The 26400-nt window shown below is 60.7% G+C and carries 31 protein-coding genes, 1 tRNA gene and 1 pseudogene; 23 read left to right on the top strand and 10 right to left on the bottom strand.

Going from position 1 to position 26400, the window contains the following annotated elements:
- Nucleotides 1-19: 19 nt before the first annotated feature.
- The 5 genes and pseudogenes from ribH to AC0L3I_RS23765 all read left to right on the top strand — a co-directional run bounded on the left by ribH (nt 20) and on the right by AC0L3I_RS23765 (nt 4906).
- The gene (ribH, locus tag AC0L3I_RS23785) at nt 20-514 is read left to right on the top strand and encodes a 6,7-dimethyl-8-ribityllumazine synthase (RefSeq protein ID WP_473487710.1); all 495 of its coding nucleotides are present in this window, start codon (nt 20-22) and stop codon (nt 512-514) included.
- Nucleotides 511-1011: a transcription antitermination factor NusB gene (nusB, locus tag AC0L3I_RS23780; protein WP_023798402.1), complete on the top strand. Its 501-nt coding sequence runs from the start codon at nt 511-513 to the stop codon at nt 1009-1011. The genes ribH and nusB overlap by 4 nt, the downstream gene beginning before the upstream one ends.
- Entirely contained in the window at nt 1008-2228 is a 1221-nt protein-coding gene (locus AC0L3I_RS23775) for an MFS transporter (protein WP_473528389.1), read from the top strand. The genes nusB and AC0L3I_RS23775 overlap by 4 nt, the downstream gene beginning before the upstream one ends.
- A gap of 156 nt (nt 2229-2384) precedes the next feature.
- A pseudogene (locus AC0L3I_RS23770) lies at nt 2385-2486 on the top strand (ABC transporter permease); the annotation flags it as partial.
- Between the two features lie 278 nt (nt 2487-2764).
- Complete coding sequence (locus AC0L3I_RS23765) at nt 2765-4906, top strand: sodium-translocating pyrophosphatase (protein ID WP_473487708.1); 2142 nt, start codon at nt 2765-2767, stop codon at nt 4904-4906.
- A 255-nt stretch (nt 4907-5161) separates the two neighbouring features.
- Here AC0L3I_RS23765 and AC0L3I_RS23760 read toward each other — a convergent pair whose 3' ends face one another.
- On the bottom strand, nt 5162-5701 hold the full coding sequence (locus AC0L3I_RS23760; protein ID WP_473487707.1) for an outer membrane protein assembly factor BamE: 540 nt from the start codon (nt 5699-5701) through the stop codon (nt 5162-5164).
- 115 nt (nt 5702-5816) lie between these two features.
- On the opposite strand from AC0L3I_RS23760, the gene AC0L3I_RS23755 reads away from it, so the two are divergent.
- From AC0L3I_RS23755 to AC0L3I_RS23725, 7 genes are all read left to right on the top strand, one after another.
- The gene (locus AC0L3I_RS23755; RefSeq protein ID WP_473528388.1) at nt 5817-6359 is read left to right on the top strand and encodes a ubiquinol-cytochrome C chaperone family protein; all 543 of its coding nucleotides are present in this window, start codon (nt 5817-5819) and stop codon (nt 6357-6359) included.
- 25 nt (nt 6360-6384) lie between these two features.
- Nucleotides 6385-6933, top strand: coding sequence for a YceD family protein (locus AC0L3I_RS23750; protein WP_473528387.1), 549 nt, complete (start codon nt 6385-6387; stop codon nt 6931-6933).
- A gap of 131 nt (nt 6934-7064) precedes the next feature.
- Nucleotides 7065-8135 carry a phosphate acyltransferase PlsX gene (gene plsX / locus AC0L3I_RS23745; protein WP_292186350.1) on the top strand — a complete coding sequence of 357 codons (1071 nt, stop codon included), beginning with the start codon at nt 7065-7067 and terminating at the stop codon, nt 8133-8135.
- A gap of 9 nt (nt 8136-8144) precedes the next feature.
- Nucleotides 8145-9116: a beta-ketoacyl-ACP synthase III gene (locus AC0L3I_RS23740; protein WP_473528386.1), complete on the top strand. Its 972-nt coding sequence runs from the start codon at nt 8145-8147 to the stop codon at nt 9114-9116.
- A gap of 104 nt (nt 9117-9220) precedes the next feature.
- Nucleotides 9221-9544, top strand: coding sequence for an integration host factor subunit alpha (locus tag AC0L3I_RS23735; protein WP_095485783.1), 324 nt, complete (start codon nt 9221-9223; stop codon nt 9542-9544).
- A 195-nt stretch (nt 9545-9739) separates the two neighbouring features.
- Nucleotides 9740-10282, top strand: a complete 543-nt coding sequence (locus AC0L3I_RS23730) for a MerR family transcriptional regulator (protein ID WP_123147533.1) — start codon at nt 9740-9742, stop codon at nt 10280-10282.
- A 292-nt stretch (nt 10283-10574) separates the two neighbouring features.
- Nucleotides 10575-10913, top strand: coding sequence for a hypothetical protein (locus AC0L3I_RS23725; protein WP_473528385.1), 339 nt, complete (start codon nt 10575-10577; stop codon nt 10911-10913).
- Nucleotides 10914-10966: 53 nt separating this feature from the next.
- Here the strand turns inward: AC0L3I_RS23725 and AC0L3I_RS23720 are convergent, their stop codons facing one another.
- A complete protein-coding gene (locus tag AC0L3I_RS23720) occupies nt 10967-11245 on the bottom strand; it encodes a hypothetical protein (protein WP_473487702.1) in 279 nt (92 codons plus the stop codon).
- A 461-nt stretch (nt 11246-11706) separates the two neighbouring features.
- Between AC0L3I_RS23720 and AC0L3I_RS23715 the strand changes: the two genes are divergently transcribed.
- The 3 genes from AC0L3I_RS23715 to AC0L3I_RS23705 all read left to right on the top strand — a co-directional run bounded on the left by AC0L3I_RS23715 (nt 11707) and on the right by AC0L3I_RS23705 (nt 13016).
- On the top strand, nt 11707-11994 hold the full coding sequence (locus AC0L3I_RS23715; RefSeq protein WP_473487701.1) for a helix-turn-helix domain-containing protein: 288 nt from the start codon (nt 11707-11709) through the stop codon (nt 11992-11994).
- Nucleotides 11995-12170: 176 nt separating this feature from the next.
- A tRNA-Pro gene (locus AC0L3I_RS23710) sits at nt 12171-12247 on the top strand.
- Nucleotides 12248-12629: 382 nt separating this feature from the next.
- Nucleotides 12630-13016 carry a hypothetical protein gene (locus AC0L3I_RS23705; protein ID WP_473528384.1) on the top strand — a complete coding sequence of 129 codons (387 nt, stop codon included), beginning with the start codon at nt 12630-12632 and terminating at the stop codon, nt 13014-13016.
- Nucleotides 13017-13033: 17 nt separating this feature from the next.
- Here AC0L3I_RS23705 and AC0L3I_RS23700 read toward each other — a convergent pair whose 3' ends face one another.
- The gene (locus tag AC0L3I_RS23700) at nt 13034-13267 is read right to left on the bottom strand and encodes a hypothetical protein (protein ID WP_473487699.1); all 234 of its coding nucleotides are present in this window, start codon (nt 13265-13267) and stop codon (nt 13034-13036) included.
- 235 nt (nt 13268-13502) lie between these two features.
- Here AC0L3I_RS23700 and AC0L3I_RS23695 point away from each other — a divergent pair, with 235 nt between their 5' ends.
- The gene (locus AC0L3I_RS23695) at nt 13503-13916 is read left to right on the top strand and encodes a hypothetical protein (protein ID WP_473487698.1); all 414 of its coding nucleotides are present in this window, start codon (nt 13503-13505) and stop codon (nt 13914-13916) included.
- 218 nt (nt 13917-14134) lie between these two features.
- Here the strand turns inward: AC0L3I_RS23695 and AC0L3I_RS23690 are convergent, their stop codons facing one another.
- Together AC0L3I_RS23690 and AC0L3I_RS23685 are read right to left on the bottom strand one after the other, a co-directional pair.
- Entirely contained in the window at nt 14135-14308 is a 174-nt protein-coding gene (locus AC0L3I_RS23690) for a hypothetical protein (protein WP_473487697.1), read from the bottom strand.
- A gap of 536 nt (nt 14309-14844) precedes the next feature.
- Nucleotides 14845-15672, bottom strand: coding sequence for an ATP-dependent DNA ligase (locus AC0L3I_RS23685; RefSeq protein ID WP_473528383.1), 828 nt, complete (start codon nt 15670-15672; stop codon nt 14845-14847).
- 875 nt (nt 15673-16547) lie between these two features.
- Between AC0L3I_RS23685 and AC0L3I_RS23680 the strand changes: the two genes are divergently transcribed.
- The 3 genes from AC0L3I_RS23680 (at nt 16548) to AC0L3I_RS23670 (ending at nt 18803) form a co-directional block, all read left to right on the top strand.
- The gene (locus tag AC0L3I_RS23680; RefSeq protein WP_244555124.1) at nt 16548-17351 is read left to right on the top strand and encodes a MipA/OmpV family protein; all 804 of its coding nucleotides are present in this window, start codon (nt 16548-16550) and stop codon (nt 17349-17351) included.
- A gap of 373 nt (nt 17352-17724) precedes the next feature.
- Nucleotides 17725-18174, top strand: a complete 450-nt coding sequence (locus AC0L3I_RS23675; RefSeq protein WP_473528382.1) for a hypothetical protein — start codon at nt 17725-17727, stop codon at nt 18172-18174.
- Nucleotides 18175-18218: 44 nt separating this feature from the next.
- Nucleotides 18219-18803, top strand: a complete 585-nt coding sequence (locus AC0L3I_RS23670) for a hypothetical protein (protein ID WP_473528381.1) — start codon at nt 18219-18221, stop codon at nt 18801-18803.
- A gap of 84 nt (nt 18804-18887) precedes the next feature.
- Here AC0L3I_RS23670 and AC0L3I_RS23665 read toward each other — a convergent pair whose 3' ends face one another.
- Nucleotides 18888-19379, bottom strand: a complete 492-nt coding sequence (locus tag AC0L3I_RS23665) for a hypothetical protein (protein ID WP_258117765.1) — start codon at nt 19377-19379, stop codon at nt 18888-18890.
- Nucleotides 19380-19924: 545 nt separating this feature from the next.
- Entirely contained in the window at nt 19925-20083 is a 159-nt protein-coding gene (locus AC0L3I_RS23660) for a hypothetical protein (RefSeq protein WP_258117762.1), read from the bottom strand.
- Between the two features lie 112 nt (nt 20084-20195).
- On the opposite strand from AC0L3I_RS23660, the gene AC0L3I_RS23655 reads away from it, so the two are divergent.
- Nucleotides 20196-20375, top strand: coding sequence for a DUF3606 domain-containing protein (locus AC0L3I_RS23655; protein ID WP_258117761.1), 180 nt, complete (start codon nt 20196-20198; stop codon nt 20373-20375).
- Nucleotides 20376-20496: 121 nt separating this feature from the next.
- Complete coding sequence (locus AC0L3I_RS23650) at nt 20497-20961, top strand: hypothetical protein (RefSeq protein WP_473489897.1); 465 nt, start codon at nt 20497-20499, stop codon at nt 20959-20961.
- Here the strand turns inward: AC0L3I_RS23650 and AC0L3I_RS23645 are convergent, their stop codons facing one another.
- Nucleotides 20962-21351, bottom strand: a complete 390-nt coding sequence (locus AC0L3I_RS23645) for a hypothetical protein (protein WP_473489896.1) — start codon at nt 21349-21351, stop codon at nt 20962-20964. It abuts the gene before it with no gap.
- Nucleotides 21352-21647: 296 nt separating this feature from the next.
- Between AC0L3I_RS23645 and AC0L3I_RS23640 the strand changes: the two genes are divergently transcribed.
- Nucleotides 21648-22070 carry an ATP-dependent DNA ligase gene (locus AC0L3I_RS23640; RefSeq protein ID WP_473528380.1) on the top strand — a complete coding sequence of 141 codons (423 nt, stop codon included), beginning with the start codon at nt 21648-21650 and terminating at the stop codon, nt 22068-22070.
- 421 nt (nt 22071-22491) lie between these two features.
- Entirely contained in the window at nt 22492-22833 is a 342-nt protein-coding gene (locus AC0L3I_RS23635; RefSeq protein ID WP_473528379.1) for a hypothetical protein, read from the top strand.
- A gap of 675 nt (nt 22834-23508) precedes the next feature.
- On the opposite strand, the gene AC0L3I_RS23630 is transcribed toward AC0L3I_RS23635, so the two are convergent.
- Nucleotides 23509-24768 (bottom strand): O-antigen ligase family protein, encoded by a 1260-nt coding sequence (locus tag AC0L3I_RS23630; protein WP_473528378.1) that lies wholly within the window; start codon nt 24766-24768, stop codon nt 23509-23511.
- The gene (locus tag AC0L3I_RS23625; protein ID WP_473528377.1) at nt 24765-26300 is read right to left on the bottom strand and encodes an undecaprenyl-phosphate glucose phosphotransferase; all 1536 of its coding nucleotides are present in this window, start codon (nt 26298-26300) and stop codon (nt 24765-24767) included. Before AC0L3I_RS23625 ends, AC0L3I_RS23630 begins: the two co-directional genes overlap by 4 nt.
- Nucleotides 26301-26400: the final 100 nt, after the last annotated feature.

The raw sequence follows: 26400 nt of genomic DNA, 5'->3' as shown, positions 1-26400 counted from the left end.
GGCGATCCCGGAGACATCTATGGCTGGCACATCCCAACACGGCAAAGCGTTCATTCGCCCGAAGAAGAAGGCCCACCTTCTTGTCATCGAGGCGCGCTTCCATGACGATCTTGCCGACGCGCTGCTCGAAGGCGCGACAATCGCGCTCGAGGAAGCGGGCGCGACATACGATGTCGTCACCGTTCCGGGCTCACTCGAAATTCCCGCAGTGATTTCCTTCGCGCTCGACGGCGCCGCCGAAGGCGGGCCGAGCTATGATGGTTTTGTCGCCCTCGGCACCGTCGTGCGCGGTGATACCTATCATTTCGACATCGTCGCCAATGAATCCAGCCGTGCCCTGATGGACCTGTCCGTGCAGGATGCGGTCTGTATTGGCAACGGCATCCTGACCACCGAAAACGACGAGCAGGCCTGGACGCGGGCCAGGCGTTCGGAAGGCGACAAGGGCGGCTTTGCCGCGCGTGCGGCGCTGACTATGATTGCCCTCAAGCAACAGTTGGGAGAGCGATCGTGAGCGAACCCGCATCACCCGGCCAGCCTGCGGTACGCCACGCCAACAAGCGCGGTGCTGCCCGTCTGGCCGCCGTGCAGGCGCTCTACCAGATGGATGTGGCCGGCAGCGGCGTCTTCGAGATCACCGCCGAATACGAGGCGTTCAGGCTTGGCAAGGAAGTCGACGGCGCGCTCTATCGCGAGGCCGACGCACAATGGTTCCGCGCCATCCTTGCCGGCGTCGTCGAGAACCAGAAGACCATTGATCCGATCATCCGCCAGGCGCTGACCGAGGACTGGCCACTGTCCAGGCTCGATTCGACGCTGCGCGCCATATTGCGCGCCGGCGTCTACGAACTGATGAAGCGAGAGGACGTGCCGGTGGCTGTCATCGTTTCGGAATATGTCGATATCGCCAAGGCGTTTTACGAAGAAGACGAGCCGAAGCTGGTCAACGCGGTGCTCGATCGCGTGTCGCGCCGGGTGCGCGGCGAGGGGCGCGGCAAGGACGCTTCATGACGGCCGTCGCTATCGCCGAGGCTGGCAGGGAAGCGCGCCGCACGGCGCTCATCCTTGCCGCTTCGCAGGCGATCATCGGTTCGGCCGCACCCATCGCCATTTCCGTGGGTGGATTGGCCGGACATTATCTGCTCGGCTCCGACAAGTCGCTGGCGACCGCACCGATCACCGGCTTCAACGTCGGCGTGGCGCTCGGCGCGCTTCCGGCCGCCGCCATCATCCGCCGGCTCGGCCAGCGTGACGGCTTCATGACCGGCACGATCGTCACTGCGCTCGGTGGTCTGGTCGCCACGCTGGCGCTGTTCCAGGCCAGCTTTTGGCTGTTCGCCTTCGGCCTGCTGGTGATCGGCATCGGCGGCGCCTTCGTCCAGCAATTCCGCTTCGCCGCCGCCGACAACGCGCCGTCTGAATTCAAGGCGCGCGCCATCTCCTTCGTGCTGGCCGGCGGCATCGTCACCGCCATCCTCGGGCCGCAGATCGTCATCTTCACCCGCGAATTGTTTGTGCCGGTGATGTTTGCCGGCTCGTTCGCGTCGATCCTGGTGCTGGCGGCGGTCGGCGCCGCCATCCTGTCGCTCCTGCGCATCCCTGCCAGGGCAGCCGGCAAAGTGGAAATCGCCGACAGCGACGCGCGGCCGCTCGCCGAGATCGTGACCAGGCCGCGCTTTGTGGCGGCGCTGTTTTGTGCCGTCGGCAGCTACGCGCTGATGAGCTTCGTCATGACCGGCGCACCGCTCGCCATGGTCGGCTGCGGCCTGTCGACGGACGACGCCACGCTCGGCATTTCCTGGCATGTCATGGCAATGTTCGCGCCGAGCTTCTTCACCGGCTCGCTGATCTATCGCTTCGGTGCCGAACGGATCGTCGCAACCGGCCTTGTGCTGCTGATCGGCTGCGCCGTGGTGGCGCTGTCGGGCCTGGCCCTGTGGCAGTTCTGGACGGCGCTGATCCTGCTCGGCCTCGGCTGGAATTTCGGTTTCATCGGCGCCACCGCCATGGTCGCCGACAGCTACCGGCCATCCGAAAAGGGCAAGGTCCAGGGTTTTCACGATTTCGTCCTGTTCGGCTCCGTCGCTTTCGCCTCGCTGATGTCGGGCGCGGTCTACAACGCCTGGGGCTGGGAGATGCTGAACTGGATCATCTTCCCGGTGACGGTGCTGTGCTTCGTGGCGCTGGGCGTGTTGAAGATGACAAGCGTACGGCCGACCAGCGCATGACCCCGAACCGAAGGTTCGGAAAGGATCATGCGCAAAATCAAAAGTGCTACAGCGCCCTTTGCGCGTCCAAACGGACGCGCGGCGCTGTAGTGACATGACGCTGTCGGGATCAGACAGCCGCGGATTCACCCGCATCCGAACAAAATTATTGCCTGCAGGGGCGGCCTGATCGTCGCCGCCCTTGCCGTGCTGATCTATGACGGGCTGTCGGCGATCGAGGGCTACACCGCGCGTCGCATGGGGCAGGAGACGGCGTAGTCACCAAAAACTCAGATGTCGCGTTCACTCATCTCGGCGGAAATGGATTCCAAACAGCGATTTCGATGACTCGGCCGGGGTTCTGAAGTGAAAGAGCGGCTCTGCCGAGAGGCTTTTGGGCGAAAGCCGGGCAAAAACCGAACAATATCTTGACGTTCGCAACCCTGTTTCGCATAAGCCGGTGCGAAGGGAGCGGATTCCGCGCGCGGAATCCGCTCCCCTGTCTCAACGGCCCAGGGAGGGGTTCTTTTGGGTCATCAAGCGAGGAAAATCCGGCAATGACCATAATTTCAGCTGTCATCGCCTGCGGTCTGCTTTCAGTCCTTTACGCCATCTGGGCGACACGTTCGGTCCTCGCGGCCGATCAGGGCAATGCACGCATGCAGGAAATTTCCGCGGCCATCCGCGAAGGCGCGCAGGCCTATCTGGCGCGCCAGTACACCACCATCGCCATCGTCGGTGTCGTGGTCCTGCTGCTCGCCTGGTGGCTGCTTTCGATCACCGCCGCCATCGGCTTCCTGATCGGCGCCGTTCTGTCGGGCGCTGCCGGCTTCATCGGCATGCACGTCTCGGTGCGCGCCAATGTCCGCACCGCGCAGGCGGCTTCCAACAGCCTCGCTGCCGGCCTCGAGATCGCCTTCAAGTCTGGCGCCATCACCGGCATGCTGGTCGCTGGCCTGGCCCTGCTCGGCGTCTCGATCTACTACCTGATCCTCACCCAATTCATGGGCCTCCAGCCCAACGACCGTGTCGTCATCGACTCGCTGGTTTCGCTCGGCTTCGGCGCCTCGCTGATCTCGATCTTCGCCCGTCTCGGCGGCGGCATCTTCACCAAGGGCGCCGACGTCGGCGGCGATCTCGTCGGCAAGGTCGAAGCCGGCATTCCCGAAGACGATCCACGCAATCCGGCCACCATCGCCGACAATGTCGGCGACAATGTCGGCGACTGCGCCGGCATGGCCGCCGACCTGTTCGAGACCTATGCGGTGACCGTGGTCGCCACCATGGTTCTGGCCGCCATCTTCTTCGGCGGCACTGCCGTTCTCGGCGCCACGATGCTCTATCCGCTGGCCATCTGCGGTGCCTGCATCCTGACTTCCATCGTCGGCACTTTCTTCGTCAAGCTCGGCGCCAACGGCTCGATCATGGGCGCGCTCTACAAGGGCCTGATCGTCACCGGCCTGCTGTCGATCGTCGGCCTCGGCGTCGCCACCTCGGCAACACTGGGCTGGGGCGAAATCGGTACGGTCGACGGCATGGCCATCACCGGCGCGAACCTGTTCATCTGCGGCCTGATCGGTCTCGTGGTGACCGGCCTCATCGTGGTGATTACCGAATATTATACCGGCACCGACAAGCGCCCGGTGAACTCCATCGCCCAGGCTTCGGTCACCGGTCACGGCACCAACGTCATCCAGGGTCTTGCGGTCTCGCTGGAATCGACGGCACTTCCGGCGATCGTCATCATCGGCGGCATCATATCGACCTACCAGCTCGCCGGCCTCTACGGCACGGCGATCGCAGTCACCACGATGCTCGGCCTTGCCGGCATGATCGTTGCGCTCGATGCCTTCGGCCCGGTCACCGACAATGCCGGCGGCATTGCCGAAATGGCCGGCTTGCCCAAGGAGGTGCGCCAATCCACCGATGCGCTCGACGCCGTCGGCAACACCACCAAGGCGGTGACCAAGGGCTACGCCATCGGTTCGGCCGGTCTCGGCGCGCTGGTGCTGTTCGCGGCCTACTCCAACGACCTGAAGTTCTTTGCCGCCAATAGCGACAAATATCCTTACTTCCAGGGTATGGGCGAAGTCTCTTTCGACCTCTCCAACCCTTACGTCGTCGCCGGCCTGATCTTCGGCGGTCTGATTCCGTATCTGTTCGGCGGCATCGCCATGACCGCCGTCGGCCGTGCGGCGGGTGCCATCGTCGAGGAGGTGCGCAAGCAGTTCCGCGAGGATCCGGGCATCATGGCCGGCACGTCGAAGCCGAACTATGCGCGTGCGGTCGACCTTCTGACCAAGGCGGCGATCCGGGAAATGATCATTCCGTCGCTGCTGCCGGTGCTGGCGCCGCTGGTCGTCTATTTCGGCGTGCTGCTGATCTCGGGCTCGAAGGCATCAGCCTTTGCGGCGCTCGGCGCCTCGCTGCTCGGCGTCATCGTCAACGGCCTGTTCGTCGCGATCTCGATGACCTCTGGCGGCGGCGCCTGGGACAACGCGAAAAAATCGTTTGAGGACGGCTTCACCGGCAAGGACGGCGTCAAGCATCTCAAAGGTTCCGAGGCACACAAGGCCTCGGTGACCGGCGACACCGTTGGCGATCCCTACAAGGACACCGCCGGTCCGGCAGTCAACCCGGCGATCAAGATCACCAACATCGTCGCCCTGCTGCTGCTGGCCGTGCTCGCGCACGGCTGAGGCCGCTCGGCCCTTCCGGGCCCGAAGTCCAGAACCGAACCCGCGGGAGCGATCCCGCGGGTTCTTCTATTTTGGACGTCCAGCATCAGGGCATTGACGCCCTTCAAGTCGTCTGCGGCCCGCAGCCCGCGACGCTGGCTTGCTGTCTCAAAACAAAAACCCGCAGGATCGCTCCCGCGGGTTTTCGGTCGCCTGAGATGTTGCTGCTTCCAGGGAAGCAAAAGGAAAGGATGAAGCCGATTCTGCCGGGATGGATCAGGTGCCGGGCGAGCCGCCGCCGCCGGGGAGGCCGGGCGCCAGCTTGCTGGCGCCGCCGATGATCTGGCTGAGGAAGTTCTGGTCCTTGCCGCCGGTCGGCGTGGTCCGCGAGATGAAGTCGAACACCTTGCCGTCCTTCAGGCCGTAATTGGCGATCTGGGTAACGCGCCCGTCCTCGCCGAAATAGACGGCGAGCACCTTCTGGTCGACCAGCCTGGGCTTGTCGAAGGCGACGTAACGCTTGCGCGTCTGCGAGATGTAGTAGAAGGCCTCGTTGTCGAAAGTCGCCTTCGTCGACGGGGTGCCGAGCGCCAGAAGCACCTGTTCGCGGCTCGAGCCGACCGGCACCAGGTCGATCGCCTGCTGGTCGATCACGTAGCCCTGCGTCAGCGTCTCGCTCGGATTGAGATCGCCGATCATTTTCGACGAGTTGCAGGCGGACAGCGCCGATGCAACCACCAGCAGCGAGACCGCGCCGGTGGACCTGGACAAAGCGGACCTGGACAGAAAAGCCGACTTGAATTTCAGCGCGCGCAACTACAACTCCATTAGCTGGCCGCAACTTGCGCTGGGCCGCAAAACCGGTAAACCAGCTTGCTCGCCGATGCAACAAGGCCAATTCAAACAAGCGGTCCCCGGGAGACCACCCTCAATGTTCCAGCGCCTTTTTGGTCGCGAACGTCACGCCAACCGCGCTATCACCGAGGCGCTTTACGCACAAATCGTGGCAGCGGCGCGGCAAACCGTGTTTTATTCCGACTGGAATATACCGGACACGCCGCTTGGCCGCTTCGAGATGCTGGCGCTGCACATGTTCCTGTTCCAGCACCGGCTGCGCGGCGAGGGCGGTGTTGCCGGGGAGGTCGCGCAGGTGCTGATCGACGAGTTCTTCATGGATGTCGAGCATTCGCTGCGGGAACTGGGCATCGGCGACGTCGGCGTGCCGAAGCGCATGAAGAAACTGGCGAAGATGTTCTATGGCCGCACCGCCGCCTATGACGATGCGCTGGAACGAAACGACCATGATGCACTCGCCGCCGCCCTTGCCCGCAATGTCAGGCCCGATGCCGCCACCTGGCCGCAAGCAACGCAACTGGCCGGCTACGTCGCCGATGTCTCCAGGCGACTCGCGGAACAGCCGACCGAATCGATTGTTTCCGGCACGGTGGCATTCCCCGTGGCCAAGACTATCTAAGAAAATAAGACTATCTAAGGAAAAGATGAAACACGCCGATTCCCAGAGCCCTGTGTCCTTCGTGGCCAATGTCGCCAGGCTGCCGCAAAAGGGACTGCCGGTGGTGATCGAGGCCGACGCCGCGCAGCGCGCCGCGCTGGCGGGCGAGCACGATTTGCTCTCGGTCGAGAACTACCGTGTCGAGCTCCTGGTGGCGCCGTGGAAACGCAACGGCGTCAAGGTCAGCGGCCGCGTCGAGGCCGATATCACCCAGGCCTGCATCGTCACCCTCGACCCGGTCGAGGCGCATATAGCCGAGGCGGTCGACGCACTGTTCCTGCCGGAGCAGTCCAAGCTCGGGCGGCACGGTTTCGAGGGCGGCGGCGAGATAGTGCTCGATGCCGAAGGGCCGGACAGCCCGGAAACATTTTCCGGCAATACGATCGATGTCGGAGCGCTCGCCGAACAGTTCTTTGGGTTGGCGATCGATCCCTATCCGCGCAAGCAAGGCGTTTCAATGGAGGCTGCCGACGATGCCGGGACTGCGGAAAGCGAATTCCAGCAAAAGCTGCGTTCCCTGCTGGGAAAATCCTGAAAACCCGACCCAATCGGAGAAAGCCGGTTGTGCGGCAGCCCAAAAACGCTATTTTCGCCGAACCTTCGCGAGCCCCAAAACCGTTGCCAGCGCCAGGCGCTCGCTCAAGCAAACTGTGAGATGAACACCGCGTGATCAGGATTTCCATCGATGCCATGGGTGGCGATCACGGACCAAGCGTGGTCATCCCGGCGCTCATGACGGTCGCGACACGGCGTCCCGACATCCGCTTCGTCATCTATGGTCGCGATGAGGCAGTGCGCCCCGAACTCGCAAAACTCCCCAAGTTGGCGGAAGTGTGCGAGTTCATTCACTGCGAGATAGCAGTCAGGATGGACGACAAGCCGAGCCAGGCGCTGCGCCATGGCCGCTGGAAGTCGTCGATGTGGAAAGCGGTCGAGGCGGTCAAGGCAGGTACTGCCGACGCCTGCATCTCGGCCGGCAACACCGGCGCACTGATGGCGATGTCGAGGTTCTGCCTTCGCACCATGGCGACCATCGACCGTCCGGCGATCGCGGCGCTCTGGCCGACACTGCGCGGCGAAAGCGTGGTGCTGGACGTCGGCGCCACCATCGGCGCGGATGCGCATCAACTGGTTGATTTTGCCATTCTGGGCACAGGCATGGCGCGCTCGGTTTTCGGCATCGAACGGCCGAGCGTCGGCCTGCTCAATGTCGGCGTCGAGGAGATCAAGGGCCAGGAAGAGGTCAAGGAGGCGGGCCGCATGTTGCGCGAGGCCAACATGGCCTCGATGAACTACCATGGTTTCGTCGAGGGCGACGACATCGGCAAGGGCACGGTCGACGTGGTCGTCACCGAAGGATTTGCCGGCAACATCGCGCTGAAGACGGCGGAAGGCACCGTAAGACAGATCGCCGGTTATCTGCGTGCCGCGATGGACCGGACGCTGATGGCCAGGATCGGCTATATATTCGCCAAAGGCGCCTTCGATCGCCTGCGCGAAAAGATGGATGTCGGCCGCTCCAATGGCGGTGTTTTCCTGGGTCTGAACGGCATCGTGGTGAAAAGCCATGGCGGGGCTGATTCGGACGGCTTTGCGGCGGCGATCGAGCTTGGCTACGACATGGTGCGCAACAATCTGCTCGACCGCATCGAAGCCGATCTCGACCTGTTCCATGCGCGCAATCCGCATGCCCAGACATCTAGGAAATCCGACGTCGTTGCCGACGCAGAGGAATAGGAAAGAGCCTTGATCAGATCAGTCGTGCGCGGCACAGGCGCCGCGCTGCCCCGCCGCATCATGAAGAATGCCGATTTCGAAGGCATGGTCGAGACGTCAGACGAATGGATCGCCCAGCGCACCGGCATCCGCCAGCGCCATATCGCGGCCGACGACGAGACGACGGCTTCGCTCGGCGAGGCTGCGGCGCGCGCAGCCCTCGACAATGCCGGCCTGACGTCTGATGACATCGACCTGATCGTGCTGGCGACGTCGACGCCCAACAACACCTTTCCAGCGACCGCCGTCGACATCCAGAACCGGCTCGGCATGCATCACGGCTTCGCCTTCGACATGCAGGCAGTGTGCTCGGGCTTTGTCTACGCGGTGACGACAGCCGACCTCTATATCCGCGGCGGCCTGGCCAAACGCGTGCTGGTGATCGGCTCCGAAACCTTCTCGCGCATCCTCGACTGGAGCGACCGCTCGACCTGCGTCCTGTTCGGCGACGGCGCCGGCGCGATGGTGCTGGAAGCGGGAGAGGGGGCGGGCAGCATTGCCGACCACGGTGTGCTGGCGGCCAGCCTGCGCTCCGACGGGGCCCACAAGGACAAGCTGTTCGTCGACGGTGGGCCGTCGACCACTGGAACGGTGGGCCATCTCAGGATGGAAGGCCGCGAAGTGTTCAAGCACGCGGTCGGCATGATCACCGACGTCATTGAGGCGACGTTCTCAGCTGCCGGCATCACCGCTGAGGATCTCGACTGGTTCGTGCCGCATCAGGCCAATAAACGGATTATCGACGCTTCCGCCAAAAAGCTCGGGATAGCAGAGCAAAAGGTGGTGGTTACGGTCGATTTGCACGGCAACACCTCGGCTGCTTCCGTGCCGCTGGCTCTGTCGGTGGCAGTCGCCGACGGCCGCATCAAGAAGGGTGACCTGGTGCTGATCGAGGCGATGGGCGGGGGCTTCACCTGGGGCGCGGTTTTGGTTCGCTGGTAAGTGCCGAACTGACAGGTTCGGTCCTTGACCTTGCCGGATCAATTACTTAGGCTCTATCTTTGCTTGTATCGAGTTATGTTTTTGAGCTGATGGGGACGGTTCGCATGGGGGGAAAGACACTTACGCGCGCCGATCTTGCTGAAGCCGTTTATCGCAAGGTTGGCTTGTCGCGTACTGAATCGGCCGAGCTCGTTGAAGCGGTTCTGGACGAGATTTGCGAAGCGATCGTTCGCGGCGAGACGGTGAAATTGTCGTCGTTCGCGACGTTCCATGTCCGCTCCAAGAACGAGCGCATCGGGCGCAATCCCAAAACCGGCGAGGAAGTGCCGATCCTGCCGCGCCGCGTGATGACCTTCAAATCGTCGAATGTGCTGAAGAACCGCATTCTGCGCGCCCACCAGAACAGCAAGGCCAAGGGCAGCAAATAGCGGCTGCGCATCAAAGCCCGGTTGAAAACGGTCGCCCGCTTTGACGCCGGGCTTGAATATTGTTTCATAAACCGCTGAAATAAGGCCCGATTCGGCAGAACCAGCCGGATCGGAATGACTCTTTGTTGAGCATGATCTTGGCTGAAAACCGATTCCCACTTTTCGGGATCATGCTCCAGCGTGAGGATTTCGCCCATGGACAAGAGCCCCGATGCTTTCCGCACCATCAGCGAGGTCGCAGAAGATCTCGACCTGCCGCAGCATGTGCTGCGTTTTTGGGAAACGCGTTTCAACCAGATCAAACCGATGAAGCGCGGCGGCGGCCGCCGCTACTACCGGCCGCAGGATGTCGAACTGATCAAGGGCATCCGCCACATGCTCTACGACCAGGGCTATACGATCAAGGGCGTGCAGAAGCTGCTGCGCGAGAACGGCAATCACTTCCTCGTCGCCATCGGCAGTGGCGACATGGCGGCCGTCGAGGCGATCTCGCAGCGCCGGCAGGCCGATGCGGTGCCGCTGACGCCGGCGGCCCAGCCGCGCGGCGCCGATGACGAGATGCTGGTCGGCGAGCCCAAGGTGAAACCCAGCCGGCGCTTTTTCGGCCTGGGCAAGACCGACGACGACGGGCCGGTGCAGCCGGGCACGTCGAAACTCTCGCGCGACAACCGTGCTTTGCTGCAGGAGGCGCTGTTCGACCTTCTGGAATGCAAGCGCCTGCTCGATCAGGTGCGCTAGCACATGACCCCGAAAATCGGAATCGATTTTCGGAAAAGGATCATGCGCAAAATTAAAGTGCTACAGCGTCCCTTGCGCGTCCAATAGGACGCGCGGCGCTGTAGTGCATGTCGCCCAAAAGCATGCCCTCGGGCTTGAGCCGGATGCGCAGGACAACGACGCATAAAAAGAAAAAGTGGGTCGCATGAATCCCTTCAGACCCAGCGCGCTTTAAGGCCCGATCGATCGCCGGCAAAAACCGGAACTGCTTCCGAAATCATGCGTTCTTTTTCGCAAAGGAAGGAAGCATATCATGGTATCTTTTTCGACCCTCTCCAACATCGACCTTGAAAAGCAGGTCGCATCCCTCTCCAGGGAACTGGCGGCGCTGAGAAAAGCCGTGTCCAGGCGCGGCAGCGCCTATTACGAGGACGGGCGTGACACCGCGTCGGACTATTACTCGGACCTTGCCGAGCGCATCAGTGACGCTCTGCCTGCGATCAGGAGGCATAGCAGGGTGATAGAGAAGACAGCCCGCGATCATCCCGCGACAGCGGCCGCTGTCGGGTTGGTTGTGGTCGGGCTCGTCGCCAGCCTGTTGCTCAGCCGACAGCAGAAGACGTCGCGACCGACATCCAGATCGGCACGTTGAAACAAAGAAAATGGCGGCGCGGACGACCGCCATTTTCGTTGATAATAAGTCGATCAGCGCGCGAGCTTGAGCTTGTTCTTCGGGCTGACCTGCGCGGTTTGGCTGCATTTGCCATAGACGGTGCCGTTGGGGTCGGTAGCATCCGTGTATGTACCCTTGCAGTCGAGCTCCAGCACCAGACAGTGACCCGCACCCTTACAAACCGCGCCGCCGTCGCCGGTGGGGTGCGTGCCGTTGGCGAAGGCCGAGCTCGGAACGGAAATCGAGCCGAAGGCCGAGACGACGATGGCAGCGGCGAGCGACAGGCGCTTGAAGTTCGAGATATTGGTCATTCGAGCATTTCCTTCTCTGGATCGAGGATCGCCGTCAGGGCGTCCTTCTGGTTGGGGACTGCCTTTGTGGCGTCCATACCGTCTTGGTGCGGCCCGGAGAGGAAAGGTTCACGCGTCGGTTCAAAAATATTCGCAGCCCCCTGACGCGTTCTGCGCTTGGGTCAAGCTCCCGCTGCTGATTCGATCCGTTCAAAGCGGCTGACGGGCCAGCGACAGCCGCTTAACAAGGGAGCGGCTCAGAACCGTCGAACAATTCGGCGATCGGCCAGTCAAAGAACTAGATCGGGATGACGGTCCCGTGCCGGTGCCGCCGAGGCCTGTGCCAGGCTGCGCCGATCGGAATCACGATGCCGTGACGGCATTTTTGGTGCTTGGCAAATCACCATCGAGAGGGCATTCTCTGCGCCGTCTCAGGCAACTTCTTGATTTGATCAAACTCTTTAAATCCACGGAGTTGCCAAATGCCCCAAATAGCAACAAGCGAAGCTTTTTCCGAACTGTCGGCGACCGAAGCTGCGCCCGACCACAGCGCCCTCAAGGCCATCCGAGAAACCAGGGGATACAGCATGGAAGAGCTGTCTCTGACGTGCGGCCTGGCGGTCGATGAAATCGCGGACATCGAGAACGGCAAGAATGCAGATTTGTCGAAGCTTCGGCGAATAGCCTCTGCGCTTCGGCTTCCGGAAGACGCGCTGATCAATACGGGCGCGCTGACACAATCTGTGGAAAATCCAAGACCCGTCTCATAGCAGCGACGCCAGAGCATCAAGCCAGACAAACGAGTGTGATACTGGATTTGAAGTTTCTGAATGCTGACGACGTCCAACAGAGCAGGAACTTCAAATCCACCATGCCGGGCATCGGCGCGACGGCCGCCGAATTCGGTTGACCCGAACCGGGTTATCACGATACATCGCGACCGGTCCGGAGTGTAGCGCAGCCCGGTAGCGCACTTGACTGGGGGTCAAGGGGTCGTCGGTTCGAATCCGGCCACTCCGACCATTAAAAACAAAGACTTAGTCAGTATCCCCCAAGCTGGCTATACGGAAAATAGCCGCACTGTAGCCAGCACAACAACCGCGCGCAAGGTGGACGCGGCAGATGTTGCCTGAGCCGCCGCATCGGTGTTGCCGAAAACGGTTCACCGCCGCGCCCGATTTGAGACTATGGTGAATCGGGATCACGGCGGTAATGACGAATTGTGTCTTCGGGAACCGGGCGCAGTGTTCAAGCGCCACGCGTTTAGGTTCGTTTCCTGTGCATTGATCATCATTCGCGGGTTGCCGCAACCTGACGTTGCGTTAGGTTGACGCTGCGACTCGTATGTACCAAACCGACACACTATATAACGGAAGTCGCCCGCACATTAACGGCAAGCCGTCGATTGGAAGAGATCACCACGCTTTCGCCCAAAAACAAAGGGAGAAGCGATATGACCTTCAACCGCGCAACGGATCCAGCGCAGATTTCAATGCTTGCCGCGGTGGTCGACGATTATTGCCATCAGGCCGGGATAGCAGTTGGCGACCCGGCCAGAGAGCGTCTTGGTCGTCACATCATCGAGTTATTCCAAGGCGGCATGGATGAGCCAGACGAGTTGTTGTTGGCCTTGAACCATCGCTATGATGAGTGGCTTGGCGAGGTTGGCCTACCGTCGTCTTCTTCAGAACGGGCAGCTGAGGCTGGTCCTTCTAAGGAACTGGCGCATTACCCTTCAGTTTCTCCGCAACGCTTCCCTCAACGAAAAACCCCGCCGAAGCGGGGTTTCTAGGTTGCGGTGCGAGGCGGTCAGGCCGCAAGTTCGGCGGCCCATTCCGGTGTTAGCAAGCAAGCCGCCCAAGCCTCATCATCAATCGGCCGCAGCGCCGAGCCTAGCATCATTCTATCCCGGTTCGGATCCACGGTTGCGAACGATCGCACGCCGTAAACCTCTCCTAGATTGCCGGCCTTGTGCCGCATCATAACCAGCGATGGCATGTCTTGGTCGCGGTGGGTGATCCACTGGCCGAGTTCGATTGCCATGTTCCGGCCGGTCTTTCCGTGACGGTTGCATGAGCGTTCATTTATTCTCTCCAGATGGCCTCTCAGGCCGCGCCGGATAGGCCCGGCAGCCGGGGGTGAGAGGCGACAGGCTGGGACCGTGAGGCACGACCGCGTCTTCGATGAACTAATCACCGCCACTCGACTGGCGCAGGCTAGCCCACGCCGCGGCTTGCCGAGATGTACGAACTTCAGGTCTTCGAAAACGTTCGGTGGCGTGCAAAATCAATTCATTATTCTATCGAAGACGCAAAAGAGGCTGCCGCCGATATCATCGTGGCCCGTCTGGAATGGGGAGACGCCCAATGAGCGCCGCATCGCTGGCGGGATCGATCTGCACCAAGCGGTATGCGGCCTCGACCAGACACCGTCGCGCGCGTATCCTGCTGCAAAGCGCGGTATTCTCGGCCAGCAATTCCTCTGTGCGCTCAAGCGCGAGCTTTGTCCGGTTGATGCGCTCCCTGGCATCCGCCATCGCGCGTCCGTGGGGTTCCATGGTGTTCATCATGATTTACTAACTCATGGCGGACCGGATCGTTCCCGCCTACCAGAATTGGATCTTGGCGGCAAACTCGCTGCAGGGCTGGTGATTGGCATAGGCATTGCCGTCGGCCTGGCGCTTGCCGGCTAGCTAATTCTGCTAGCTTCTTCCTGCGGCGAACCCCAAACCGCCTGGCCGGCGCCCTAAAGGCAAATCTACCCCAACGCCCCCCAAGCGGCGCCGGCCACTTTCAGCCCCTTCGTTCGAAAGTTGGCTTCCAGTCGCGATTGCGCGCCCGCTGCTGGCCTTCGTAGTCAGGAATGCATGTGAAGAACACCTGCCGGCGGTCACGCCGGCAGCCTTGCAATTTAGCAGATAAAGAGCCCGACCAGGTCGTCATGCATCGAGCCGTGGTCACGGCCGAGCCTGTCAGTCAGCGCCTGGATGTCGAGCTTCGTCGATTTGCAGCACATCGGGTGCGCACAATTGACATAGATGGTTTCGCGGGCGGCCAGAGTGTCGGCGAGGGTCTTTCGAGGCATGGCGATCTCCGTTGAAGGGGGTTCGCCGCAATGGAGATTATATTCCTCATTTCGAAGGGCGCTAGCAAGCCCACCAGGCCGGGACGCTCGATAAGATCGCATCTTGCATGTATGGACTCGCTCGCTGACTAGCCGCATTCTCTCGCCCGCAAGCGGCCAGTTGGCGAAAGGCGGGGCGATGAAGCGCGTTTGCCTGACAGCACTATTCGTAACGGCGGCTCTATCTGCTCACGCCGATGGCGGTCGCCGGAGCATGATACCTGCTTGTGTGTCGGCAGTCAGAATGGCAGTCAGGATCGCGTCGGCAGTCAGGATCATTCGCCCGGACTTCTTTCGGCTCCTGCATGCCGACGAAGATTTCGCCGAGCGTACCGCAAGGATTGAGTACGCGACCCCAGACGACCACGGCACATTCGTTCATCATTCGGCACATTGCCTTTTTTGGAATCGCCGCCTGACTGGGATTAGCATCGACGGAGATGTCGAGGGACACATCATCGTAGACTGACCCGCGTGATGGCTACTTAGCTCTCATCCTAAAAGTCCTGCAGCGAGGCGTGGCGAAGGTCGTCCTCGCCCCTGAGGTGCTTCACGCGGGCTTTGATTCCCGCCTTGACCCACTGCGTTGCCGGTCGCTTCGGCATGTCCTTGGGCGGTGGCCCAGCATGTTCCTGAACCCGCTTCCAAAGCCGCTCGCGCATCTCGCGATTTACACTGACAAACGCGCTGCCGACATATTTGCGCGTGCCTGGTTCTGCCATGAGTGCGAACGCCGGCTTACCCCGCTCGCGTTCGATGCCAAGCAATTCGAACTCGCTTTCGGTGAAGGATTTTGTTTTCAGCCAATTGGTGGTCGGGCCGCTGCGATATTTGCTGTCCCGACGCTTTGATACCATCCCTTCCAGGCCGGCCCCGTCGATCAGATGATAGATCGCATTAGCCTCGCCCGGCATCGTCTCGCTGAACTGGATGCGGCTGTCAGACCCTATAAGGCCGGCCAGGATTTCCCGCCTGTCCTCCAGCACCATGTCGCGCAAGTCGTGGCCGTTGAGATGCAGCAGATCGAATGCGACGAAATAGAGGTCGTGCTGGCGCCTGGTGATTGCCTTGCGCAGCGCGGCAAAGTCCGAAAGGCCAGCCTCATTCAGAACGACGACTTCGCCGTCGATGATGGCGTTCTGTACGCAGAGACCTTTGGCTGCCTCGGCCAAATCGTGGTACTTCGATGTCCAGTCTAGTCCGCGGCGAGTGAAGATCCGCACACCGTCGGCGTCGATGATGATCTGGGAGCGGTAGCCGTCGAATTTGGCTTCATGCATCCAGTCATCGCCTTGGGGCGGCTTGGCTACCAAGGTCCGCATCATCGGAGGAATAAATTCTAGCCGGCCGCCGGCACTCACTCGTTTAGCCACCAAATTGACTCTAGGCTCATCCGATTTGACAGCCAGGGGAACGGAACGTGACCATTTTACTAAATTAGTAATGATGCATGAGAGGCTTATGGTAGAACTAGCCGGCGACCCAAACCCCCGCCGGTTAGGCCCGGCGGTCGGTTGCCTACCCCGCAGCGGCTGTCGGGCCGTCTGAAGTGGTAGGCACGGTGAGGCCAAGTGACCCGAATTAGAACCAGCCAGATCGGCATGCCGTTCTCCTTGAAATAGGACACCACCGGCAGCGTCAGGTAAGCCGTGGAGCGCCGTCCGCGTCACATTCGCCTTAGTAGCCGCCGCCGCCCATGCCGCCGCTACCGCCGGGGCTACCGCTGCCACCGTTTGTCGTCTGTGTCGTGGAATGCTGCGCTCCATTGCTGGTCATGCACCCGGCGGCACCGGTTAGGATCATGAGCAAGACTGCGATTGTGATGTGACTGGGCATAAGGGTTGTCTCCCTTCCGTGGGTTCCCCCGCAATCGGTCAACAACATTGCGCTCGGTTCTATTCCATCACGATCGAGTGACGGATTTGGGGCTTTTGACACCCATTTCAGACAGCTTTTGCCTTGGTCATGCCGGATCACCACCCAGCCCTTTTGAGATAGGCCGCGTCGGCGCGGCCCCAGTGATAATCACGACGGGCCGAGGTTGTGTTTAAGCTATGCCTCGATCTGTTCGCCCACGAACTCCAAAATTCGGCCACACGACGCGGTTGCTGATATTCACTATGCCAATTTCGCTTGCAGCATCTTGGTTGATACTTCACCATGCAGTGGAACGATTTCTAGCGTCCGAAGGTGGAAGGTTTTGATCAAAATTGGCCTCAGCGTGGTTGCTGCAACCGTACTCCTTGTGACGCGCGCCTGGTCAGCCGACAATTCAGGAGTGGATCAGGCGCCGCAGACTGATGTCGACGTTGTCATTGAACTCGGCCTTGGCGGAATAATTCAGCCTGAATACGAAGGTTCAAAGGATTATGAGATTTGGCCGTGGCCAGTGATCGGCTTCGGCTATCTCGCCATCCCCGGTTTGTTTGCAATCGGTAGCCCAGAGGCTCAGGCAGGCGGATTCGCGATCGGTCCGTCCTTCAACTACACCTCTGATCGGGACGTCAGCGATGATCCAGACCTGTCCGGGCTTGATGATGTCGACGCTACATTCGAAGCTGGTTTGCGGGCCAGCTATGAATGGACCAACGCGGAGGTTTGGGGAGAGGCTCGCTATGCTTTCGGGGGTGCTGACGGTGTCGTGGGTGAATTCGGCGTGAACGCGGTGGCCCGGCCTACGCCTGAGCTCGAGCTCAAATTGGGACCTTTCGCGACAGTTGCTTCAGCCGACTATATGGACAGCTATTTCGGAGTTTCGGCTCGAGAATCCGCTAACACAGGCTTCAGAGTTGACGCCTTTGATCCAGGCGGTGGCTTTAAGAGCGTGGGTATCAGGGGGCTTGCAAGATATGAATTTCGGCCGACCTGGTTTTTGAACGCAAAGGCATCGTACAGTAAGCTTGTGGGCGACGCCGCCGATTCGCCGATTGTTAAGTTTGGCAGCGAAGATCAATTCGCTTTCGGCTTGAGTATCTCGAAGAGGTTCTCGTTCGACTTGTTCTAATACCTGGCGTCTGGGCCCGGCCGCGTGAAAGAAGGCCCGTGACAGATGGGAGCGCGGTTGGCTTAAGCGCAACCGCTATGGAGATGACCACTGGTTGGTTGAGCCGATCACCGACAACAAGGCCGTAATCTACGTTCTCGCAATCCTCTTTTTCATCGTCCTACCGATCATACTTGGCCTTAACGGCATCTCTCATTAGGTCTCTGGGGGTCCACTTCAACGGAGCACGGTCAAAACGCTGATCGACCGTGGGATTGATGCCGACGCAAGGGCTGGTTTGGTCGAGCAATTCGTCCGGCTCAGCGCTCGCTTGCCCGATCTGAGGCAGGCTGAGAAAACGTCAGGATCGTTGGCTTCGACGCGAGCGCTCAACGTGGCGGTTGCCGAACAGCGGCGGCTGATTGTCGAGGTGTACAAGGGCGCGAAACCGAAGCGGGTGCAGGTCGATCCGGAGCCCGAGCCCGAGGCGGATCGAGTATGGCGTGCGAGGTACTGGGGCAATCTTAGCGTGAGCGACGATGAGCTTGAGCGGAGGTACGGCGCGCCAACATGGGCGGTGTTGTGCTACCCGACGCATGCCGAGTGGATCGAAGACGATGCGCGGCTGACCAGACTGGCGCAGGATGGGCGATTGGCGAGTCCTACGGCGCGTCAGGACGAGCGGGAGCCGCATCCCGGTCCCATAAGACCAGCCAAGGGCGAGATCGCGTCCAGCGGCTCGCCTGCGTTTCAAAATCAACCCCAGGCGCTTGCCAAACGGCCAGTTTCCGGCCACGGCCCGCCTAAGAACGACTTGGCAGGGAACCGATTTAACAAGCTCTGAGTTTCAATTGTTAACCCAAGGTGAAAGTCTTAGGGAGCAACACAATGAAAACCATCCATCATCTCCTCGCCGGCACCGGTATGGTGCTGATTTCAAGTGCATTTTTCGGCTCAACGGCGACCGTTCCAGCATTTGCGCAGGCGATTGAGCGCCAGATCTCGGCGGGGCAGCAATGTCGCTTGTGCCCGCCGCTCACCACTGGCGAGGGCCATCCGACAGGCACAGCTAGTAGGGACACCATCGCCGGCAGCGGCAGCGTCGGCGACCACGGCACCGGCAGCGTCGGCGGCACCGGCAGCCTCAGCGGCAGCGGCAGCATCGGCGGCAGCGGCACCGGCAGCATCGGCGGCAGCGGCAGCATCGGCGGCAGCGGCACCGGCAGCATCGGTGGCAGCGGCAGCATTGACGGCAGCGGCACCGGCAGCATCAGCGGCAGCGGCAGCATCGGCGGCAGCGGCAGCATCGGCGGCAGCGCCACCGGCAGCATCGGTGGCAGCGGCAGCATTGACGGCAGCGGCAGCATCGGCGGCAGCGCCACCGGCAGCATCGGTGGCAGCGGCAGCATTGACGGCAGCGGCAGCGTCAGCGGCAGCGGCAGCGTCGGAGGCAGCGGCAGCGTCGCGCGCTGACAACGGCGGGCAATGGCGGCAATGTTAACGCCGGATTCGGCAACGGTGGCGAAGGTCCTGCCGGCGAGATCGAGATTGCCTGAGTCATGACCTGACCGCGATCAGCGCCGCGAACGCATCGCGGGCAGCCTGTCGATGCGGAGCCAGCCGCGCTTCGTGCTCAGCGGGCCAGCTTGCCGGGATGTAGCGGTTGATCGCCGCCTCGACCAACGCACGCGAACCACGCAGATCGCGAACCAGCGCATTGGCCTCAACCTTTCGCCGACCTTGACTGGCGATGTAGTTCTGGACGTAGGGCTTGCGGTGATCGGGGTGACCCGGATCGCCGAGGTCCTTGCCGCTGCCGGTCTCCAAGTTCTCGATCCAAGGCAGGCCGAGGTCGTCGATCTGCTCGCGCGTCAGACCGATGCGCTCGACGCGGATCGGCGACGGATCGAAGTCGACGCCCTTGACGTTGGCGCAGTCCATCAGGTTCGACTTGATGACATCGGAGATCAGCAGGCCAGCGGGATCGTGGTCGCCGACGTAGAGCAGCACGCACTTCCGCACGGCTTCGTGGTGGGTCTTGAACCGCATCAGCATTCGGCGGCGCAGGTTGATGTCGGCGAAGCCCTTGCTGGGTCAAGGGGTCGTCGGTTCGAATCCGGCCACTCCGACCATTAAATCCTTGAGATCCCTAGTTTTTATTGAAGGCGCTTCTGGCGCCTTTTCCATTTTCGGAACGAAAGGCGCTCAAATCGCCCGTTTTCGGAACCCGGAGTCCCGAAAAGTCCCGAAGTGAAAGCCCGAATGTTCTGCATTCGTGGGCCTCGGCTACTCCGAATCTAGCCTGCGTAACTCCTCTAAGGGAACCCGAAATGCGTATCCTTTCTGTTGTGCTCGCCACCAACCCTGGTCTGTTGTGCTCGCCACCAACCCTGGCGACGCGCGTTTTCCGGGCGTCGCCAAGTTCGATGCAGAGATCACGGCCGCCTCGAGCGCCATCCACGAAGCCCCCTATGACCACTTCCCACACCGTCACCATCGGCGACGGCACCGTTCAAGCTCGCCGCATAAGTTGGAACGAATTCTGGAAGATCAGGCCAGACTTGAAGCCCGCGAATGACGATGAGCAAGCGCCCCTATGGCGGCTCGCCGAACTCTGCTTCGTCGCTTGCCGTCGGGCGATGCTCGTCATCGACAGGCGGCGATAGCAACGCTTCGGCTTCGGCGCGGCCGTATTCTCTACCAATTTGGAATGCCGCGTAGAGGGCGCCTGCAACGAGCAACAGTCTAAGCATAGTTGTCTCCCTTAGGCAGTAGAAACCATGCGGCCGGCAGATAGTTCCACATGGGTGGAACCTCAACGTTCGACACTCGTTGCCACTGACCGTGGAGCAAGGAGGCGCAGAGGTGGCCCGAAAGAAATCGACCGATACGAGCCGGGTCAAGAAAGGTGCAGAGCTTGAGGTTGAGCACTTGACGGAGGTCACAGACGTGACGCCGAAACAAGCGCGAGCCCTGCTTCGCAAGCACGGGGCCGACTGGCAAAAGCTAAGAGAAGAAGCCGAGATCCAGAAGGAAGACGACTAGGGGCCTTCCGATCCTTGGCTGGCGCGTTTGATTTTTCTACCGACACGCACTTTGCGGAAACGGACTGCCCGGCCTGGCCGGTTCACCACCATCCTGGCGGATGACTTCATGGGGAAATCCAATGTCTTTCAAACAGCTCGATCGACTTGCGCTCGAGGCCGGTATCGCTGTTGATGACAATCGTAGAAAGCCCGAGACCGATGAGATCGAATGGTCGCCATGCCGCGTCAAACGTCCCCTAGGAACGCCTATCACTCGCTCGGGAGACGGCCCTTCACCGGAGCAATTTATCGCGTCGGGTTTGGCTTGGTATGCCGGCGAGCCACGCGAAGCAGCCAATGACAACTGGCCGCTCGCGAAGGTGCTGCGCCGGAACGGCTTAGATCACTGCCTTACATTGGCCGAACGATATCTTGAAGAGTTTCAAATCGCCCATCGTTATGAACTCTGGGTCCGCTGCCTCGACAGCGCGGCCGACGGCCTGTTCGAGCACCCTGACCGCACGCTGCATTTGTTGCATGGGGGAGGCTGTCGCGTCGGATCCTCCGGATCATCCAGCTTAAAATCGTACCTTAGGCGTGTGTAGTCATTTGAAAGAGTGCGCGAGTGGATGAACTTCTCCACGGCCTTTGGCACCACAAGCCCGAGGCTTGCTCTCATCAAGCATTTTGCCGAAATGGTGCTGGTACTCGCGGACTTCATCCGGCGTTTTGCCCTGGAGCAGAAGGAAGCACCGGAGATAGTTTTCTAGCGCCTGGAAGTAGAGAAACGTTCTCGGGTGATCGGACAGGCTTGGCCCGATCTGTGGGACCACTAGGACATCGGCGTTCAACCTGTAGGTTTTGGCGAAGATGAACACGCCATAGGGCGTCATATCGGCGCCGTAGACCGTCTTTGGCTCTTTCGCTGCAACATCCCCCATGGCTAGGAAGATGCCGCTTTCGAGCCGCGAGGGCAAGACGAGCCGCAAGGGCAAGACGGGCTTCCGCCCGGACGAGGCGAGGCCTGTTCCATCAAAGTCTAACGACTGGGAAAACGCACTGGAAAGCACGTGCAGTAACAGTTGATTCAACCATTACTGGTATTTTGGAGGAGTGTGGTAGCGGCTCCGACAGTGGCGCGGGAAGGCGAATTGCCGGAGCCGCCAGCGCAGCCCGTTTGGGGTTTAGACCGCGCCGTCCTGTTCTGGGACAGCGCGGTCAACGATTCATTAAAATTTTCCGGAACTAATTAAGAGCATGCTAATTGAATCGCGGTTTTGCGAGTCAATGCATGCGTTTGAAGTTTGTCCCGCCACTAATGCCGACCTTGGTCGACAAGCCGCCCAAAAGTGACGATTGGCTTCATGAAGCTAAGTTCGACGGCTACAGGTCACAAATCATCATCGAAAACGCGGACATTCGCATTTTCACCCGGCGCGGCCTTGATTGGACTGCCAAATACCGCGACCTAGCGACGGCGGCCAAGACGATGGACGTCGAGAGTGCCATTATCGAGGGCGAAATCATCGTCTTGAACGAGGATGGTATTTCGCTGCGAAGAGAGCGGGAAAAGCAAATCTTAAACCAAGTTAAGCTTGGTCCGCGCGGTCTAAGCATGATCCTGCTTTGCGCAAAATTCAAGCCATCTCTAATATGGGTAGTTGGTCAGTTTGAAATCCAAAAGCCGGAAGTAGATCTCATCCGGCTGGATTGAACTTGTGCCATTGGGCGCGAAGAAGCACGTCCATCTGAATCTGTGATAGGCCTCGAACTTCATATGGGGAATGATCGTTCGATAAAACGTCGTTAGCCGTTCGCAGATATGGTATCGATCATCAGGCGAGGTCTGGACACGCTCTCTGGGGATAAACCACTCCGCTTCCTGGGTTTCATTCAAGTAAGCGGGGCGCGGCAGCCTGACGAAATAGCCGTCTTTAGTCATCCTGACGTCGTTGGAATCGATCGGGTGGCAATCCTTGTTTCCGCAGCAGTCATAGTGAAGAACGGGATCAGTCTTGCCCGTATACCAATCATGGGCGTCTGCATCGCCGGGCAGCACAAGCCACGCCAATGCAATGTGTCCTAGCAACTGTCTCATGGAACTAGCCCCTCACCATTTTGCGTATAGCATATTAGTGAGAGCTAATCATAGCGCTGAAAGTTGCATTGATTTCACGCAGAGGTCGACGAAGCTCGACATCGAGGCGCTGACTGACAGGCTCGGCCGTGACCACGGCTCGATGCATGACGACCTGGTCGGGCTCCTTATCTGCTCAAATTGCAAGGCTGCCGGCCGTGTCCGCCGGCAGGTGTTCTTCACATGCATTCCTGACTACGAAGGCCAGCAGCGGGCGCGCAATCGCGACTGGAAGCCGACCTTCGAAAGTGAAGGGCTCGAAACGCGGGAACCTTTCATCCGCGAGCCGCTTTGTGTGCATGTCCCAAGCCGTGCAACCACCCATATTGCCAAAGGGTAGCCCAGATCGGGACGTCAACTGTGAAGTCGCCTTGGAAGTCGCATTTGCAGCCCTGGTGACCGCCTCGGAAGCGCAGGGGTGGACGCCGCGCGAAACGGCTGCAGCCCTACTTAAAATCGCAACGGAGCATGCCCAGCGGTTCAGGCTTGTGCCGGCTGAGCCGCCAAGGTGGCGAACGCGAAGAGGTATGTTGATCGCGTGTGCCGCGCTCGTGTTTTTGCTGTGTGCGGCCATCGTTTGGTGGGGTGCTTAGATGACGATCAACGTTTCGCCCCCGGTACGGCCGTTGCCGCGGTCGTGTTGATGGCGTTGCCGCCTAGACGTTAGATTGCGCGACGCTCGCCTAAGTTCATCCGGCCAGCGCCATGCCGACGGCTATGCCTATGCCCATCACCAGCCCTGCTGCGAGTTCGCGCTATATTCGACGGCAATGGCTAAGACCACCACTCGCTACGCCTACGTGCTGAACGAAGAGGTGGCCGCAGCGATGGACTTGCTCCAAAACGATGCCGCGAAGTCCCGAAAAAAGCCCGAACTAGGAAGGGGAAAACGGCATAACGCGATGACTTTAAATAGAAATCCGCGTTGCGTCCAATTTCCGCGGGGTCAAGGGGTCGCCGGTTCGATTCCGGCGACTCCGACCATTTCAAACCTTAGACTTGCCCCAGAAAACCATCATCCCTTAGCCGCCGGCGCAGGCAGCGCCACCGGCCGCAACTGCCGCTGATGGCGGTATTCCAGCGCGATGGCGCCCCAGATCAGTCCGAGCAGCAGATAGACGTGGCGCCAGTGATCGATGTCGATGAAGGTGCCCAGCGCGATATTGCCGATGAAGGCGACATAGGCGCACAGAAGGTAGGGCTGCCACGGCCTGTCGCGCAGGAGAATGCGGAAGCCGGCTGATATCGTCCAGCAGGTCAGCGTCAGGAACGACACGAAGCCGAGCCAGCCATAGTCCAACAGCATCTTTAGCCAGATGTCGTGTGTGTCCTCGCCGAATATCGTGCCGAAGACGAGCGGGCCGATGCCGAGCGGATGCTCCAGCGCCATCTGGAAACCGATCGTGTAGCGGGCGAAACGGCCGAGGCGGGCGGTATCGTAGCTTTGTTCCAGTTGGGCGCGGCTGGAGAACATCTCCGAGACGCCCGGCAGTTGCAGGATGACGAGCATCGCGATGACCAGCAGCGAGATGGCGGCGATGGCCATGACGACGACACGCAGCCGGAACATGACGCTGGCGCTCTGCAGGAACAGAGCGCCGGTGAGCAGGATCGCCGAAACGCCGAACATGCCCCAGGCGCCGCGCGAGAAGGAGAACAAAATGCCGGCCGTGATGATCAGCAGCGGCGCCGCCAGCAAGGGCATGCGTGAGACGGGGCTCGTCAGCAGGAGATAGAGCAGGTAGATGCCGGGCAGCACCAGGAACGGCCCGAACACGTTCGGATCCTGGAACGCGCCGGTGGCGCGGTCGTATTTGGTGAAGATCTCCGCCGCCGGGAAGGCATGGAAATAGCCTGCTATGCCGAGCAGCGAGGTCAGCACCGCCGACATCACATAGGCCAGGAAGATCACCCGGTAGAGATTGGGCTGGACTGATGTCACCGAGGCGAAGAACACCGCGGTGAAGGCAAGGAACAGCGACACGGAGAGATAGAGCGGGGTGTTGGCAATGTCCGACATCTGGGTCATCGAGATCATGCCGCCGATGTTCATGACCACCAGCAGCACCAGCAGCGGCGCCGCCGCGCGCGATATGCGCAGGCCAAACAAGCACCACACGATGATCAGCCCGACCATGTAGAGGTCGTATGGCGCCGGCTCGGCGATGACGAAGCCGGACAGGAAGACGCCGAGGAAAACCGCGCCCGACGCAATCAGCGCGATCAGCTTGGCGTTGACGGCAGCCGGCGGCAGTTCATGCGTGACTGCGCTCAATAGGCATTTTCCGTATTGAGCAGCCGGATCGGTGTCAGGAACAGAATCCTCAGATCGAACAGCAGCGACCAGTTTTCGATATAATAGAGGTCGTATTCCGTCCGCACGCGGATCTTCTCGTTGCTATCCATCTCGCCGCGCCAGCCGTTGATCTGCGCCCAGCCGGTAACGCCGGGCTTGACCTTGTGGCGTGCGAAATAGCCGTCGACCACCTCATTGTAGAGAAGGTTGTGCGATTGCGCGGCAATGGCATGCGGGCGCGGCCCAACCAGCGACAGCGAACCGAAAAGCGAATTGAAGAACTGCGGCAACTCGTCGATCGAGGTCTTGCGGATGAAGCGGCCGACTCGGGTGACGCGCGGGTCGTTCTTGGTCACCGTCTGCTTGGCCGTCGGGTCCGCCTTGTCCGTGTACATCGAACGGAACTTGTAGACCTCGATGATCTCGTTGTTGAAGCCATGCCGCTTCTGGTGGAACAGCACCGGTCCCTTGCTGTCGAGCTTGATGGCGATCGCGGTCACCAACATGACCGGGGAGAACACGATGATGCCGATGATCGAGAAGACGATGTCGAAGGCGCGCTTGGCGACCGAATCCCAGTCGTTGATCGGTTTGTCGAAAATATCGAGCATCGGCACGGAGCCGATGTAGGAATAGGCGCGCGGCCGGAACTGCAGCGCGTTCGAATGCGCCGAGAGCCGGATATCGACCGGCAGCACCCACAGCTTCTTCAAAAGCTGCAGGACACGCGATTCGGCGGTCAGCGGCAGCGATACGATCAGCATGTCGATGCGGGCGATGCGGGCGAACTCGATGAGCTCGGAAACGGTGCCGAGCTTCGGATAGCCGGCGACGATGGGTGGCGAGCGCTTGTCGCCGCGGTCGTCGAAGATGCCGCAGATGCGGATGTCGTTGTAGGGTTGCTTTTCGACTGAGCGGATCAGGACTTCCGCCGCCGTGCCGCCGCCGACGATGACGGCGCGGCGCTCCATGCGCCCGTCGCGCGCCCAGCGCCGGATCAGCTTCGACATCAGCAGCCTGAGGCCGAAGATCAGCATGAAGCCGACGACGAACCAGGTGCCGAAAAACAGGCGCGAATAGTCTTCCGACATCTTCATGGCGAATGCCGTCAGCGCCATCAAGGCGAAGGTGCCGGCCCAGACCAGCAGGAGACGGCCGAAATTGGCGAGCGGCCGCATCAACGAGACGACCTGGTAGCAGTCGGTGACGTCGAACAGCACCACGGCGAGGAACGAGGCGGCCGCGATCGTCAGCGGGTATTGCCAGGCGAGATGGCTGAAGAAGCCGACATGGTAGAAATAGACGCAGAGGCCCGACAGGAAAAGCAGCGCGAATTCGACCATGCGCAAGACGCCGCTGACCATGATCGGCGACATCGTATCGCGCCGGTATTGCGACGCGACCTGACGGGCGACGTCGTTCATCCCGCCAAGCTTATCGCCGCTGGCCGGGCCGTCGAATTTGCGCACCGCGTCTATCGAAAAGCGGCGTGCGGGATCGATCTCATTCATGGGTGCATCCGCAAAGCTTTCCCTCAGGTGAATAGCAAAAGAGAGCTAAGAAACCCTTGAAACAACAGGTGGCTTTGGAGAAGCTTTTGGGGCTAGCGCC

It is taken from the genome of Mesorhizobium sp. WSM4840 (assembly GCF_055811755.1).
This window is presented reverse-complemented; position numbering and strand designations above follow the sequence as displayed.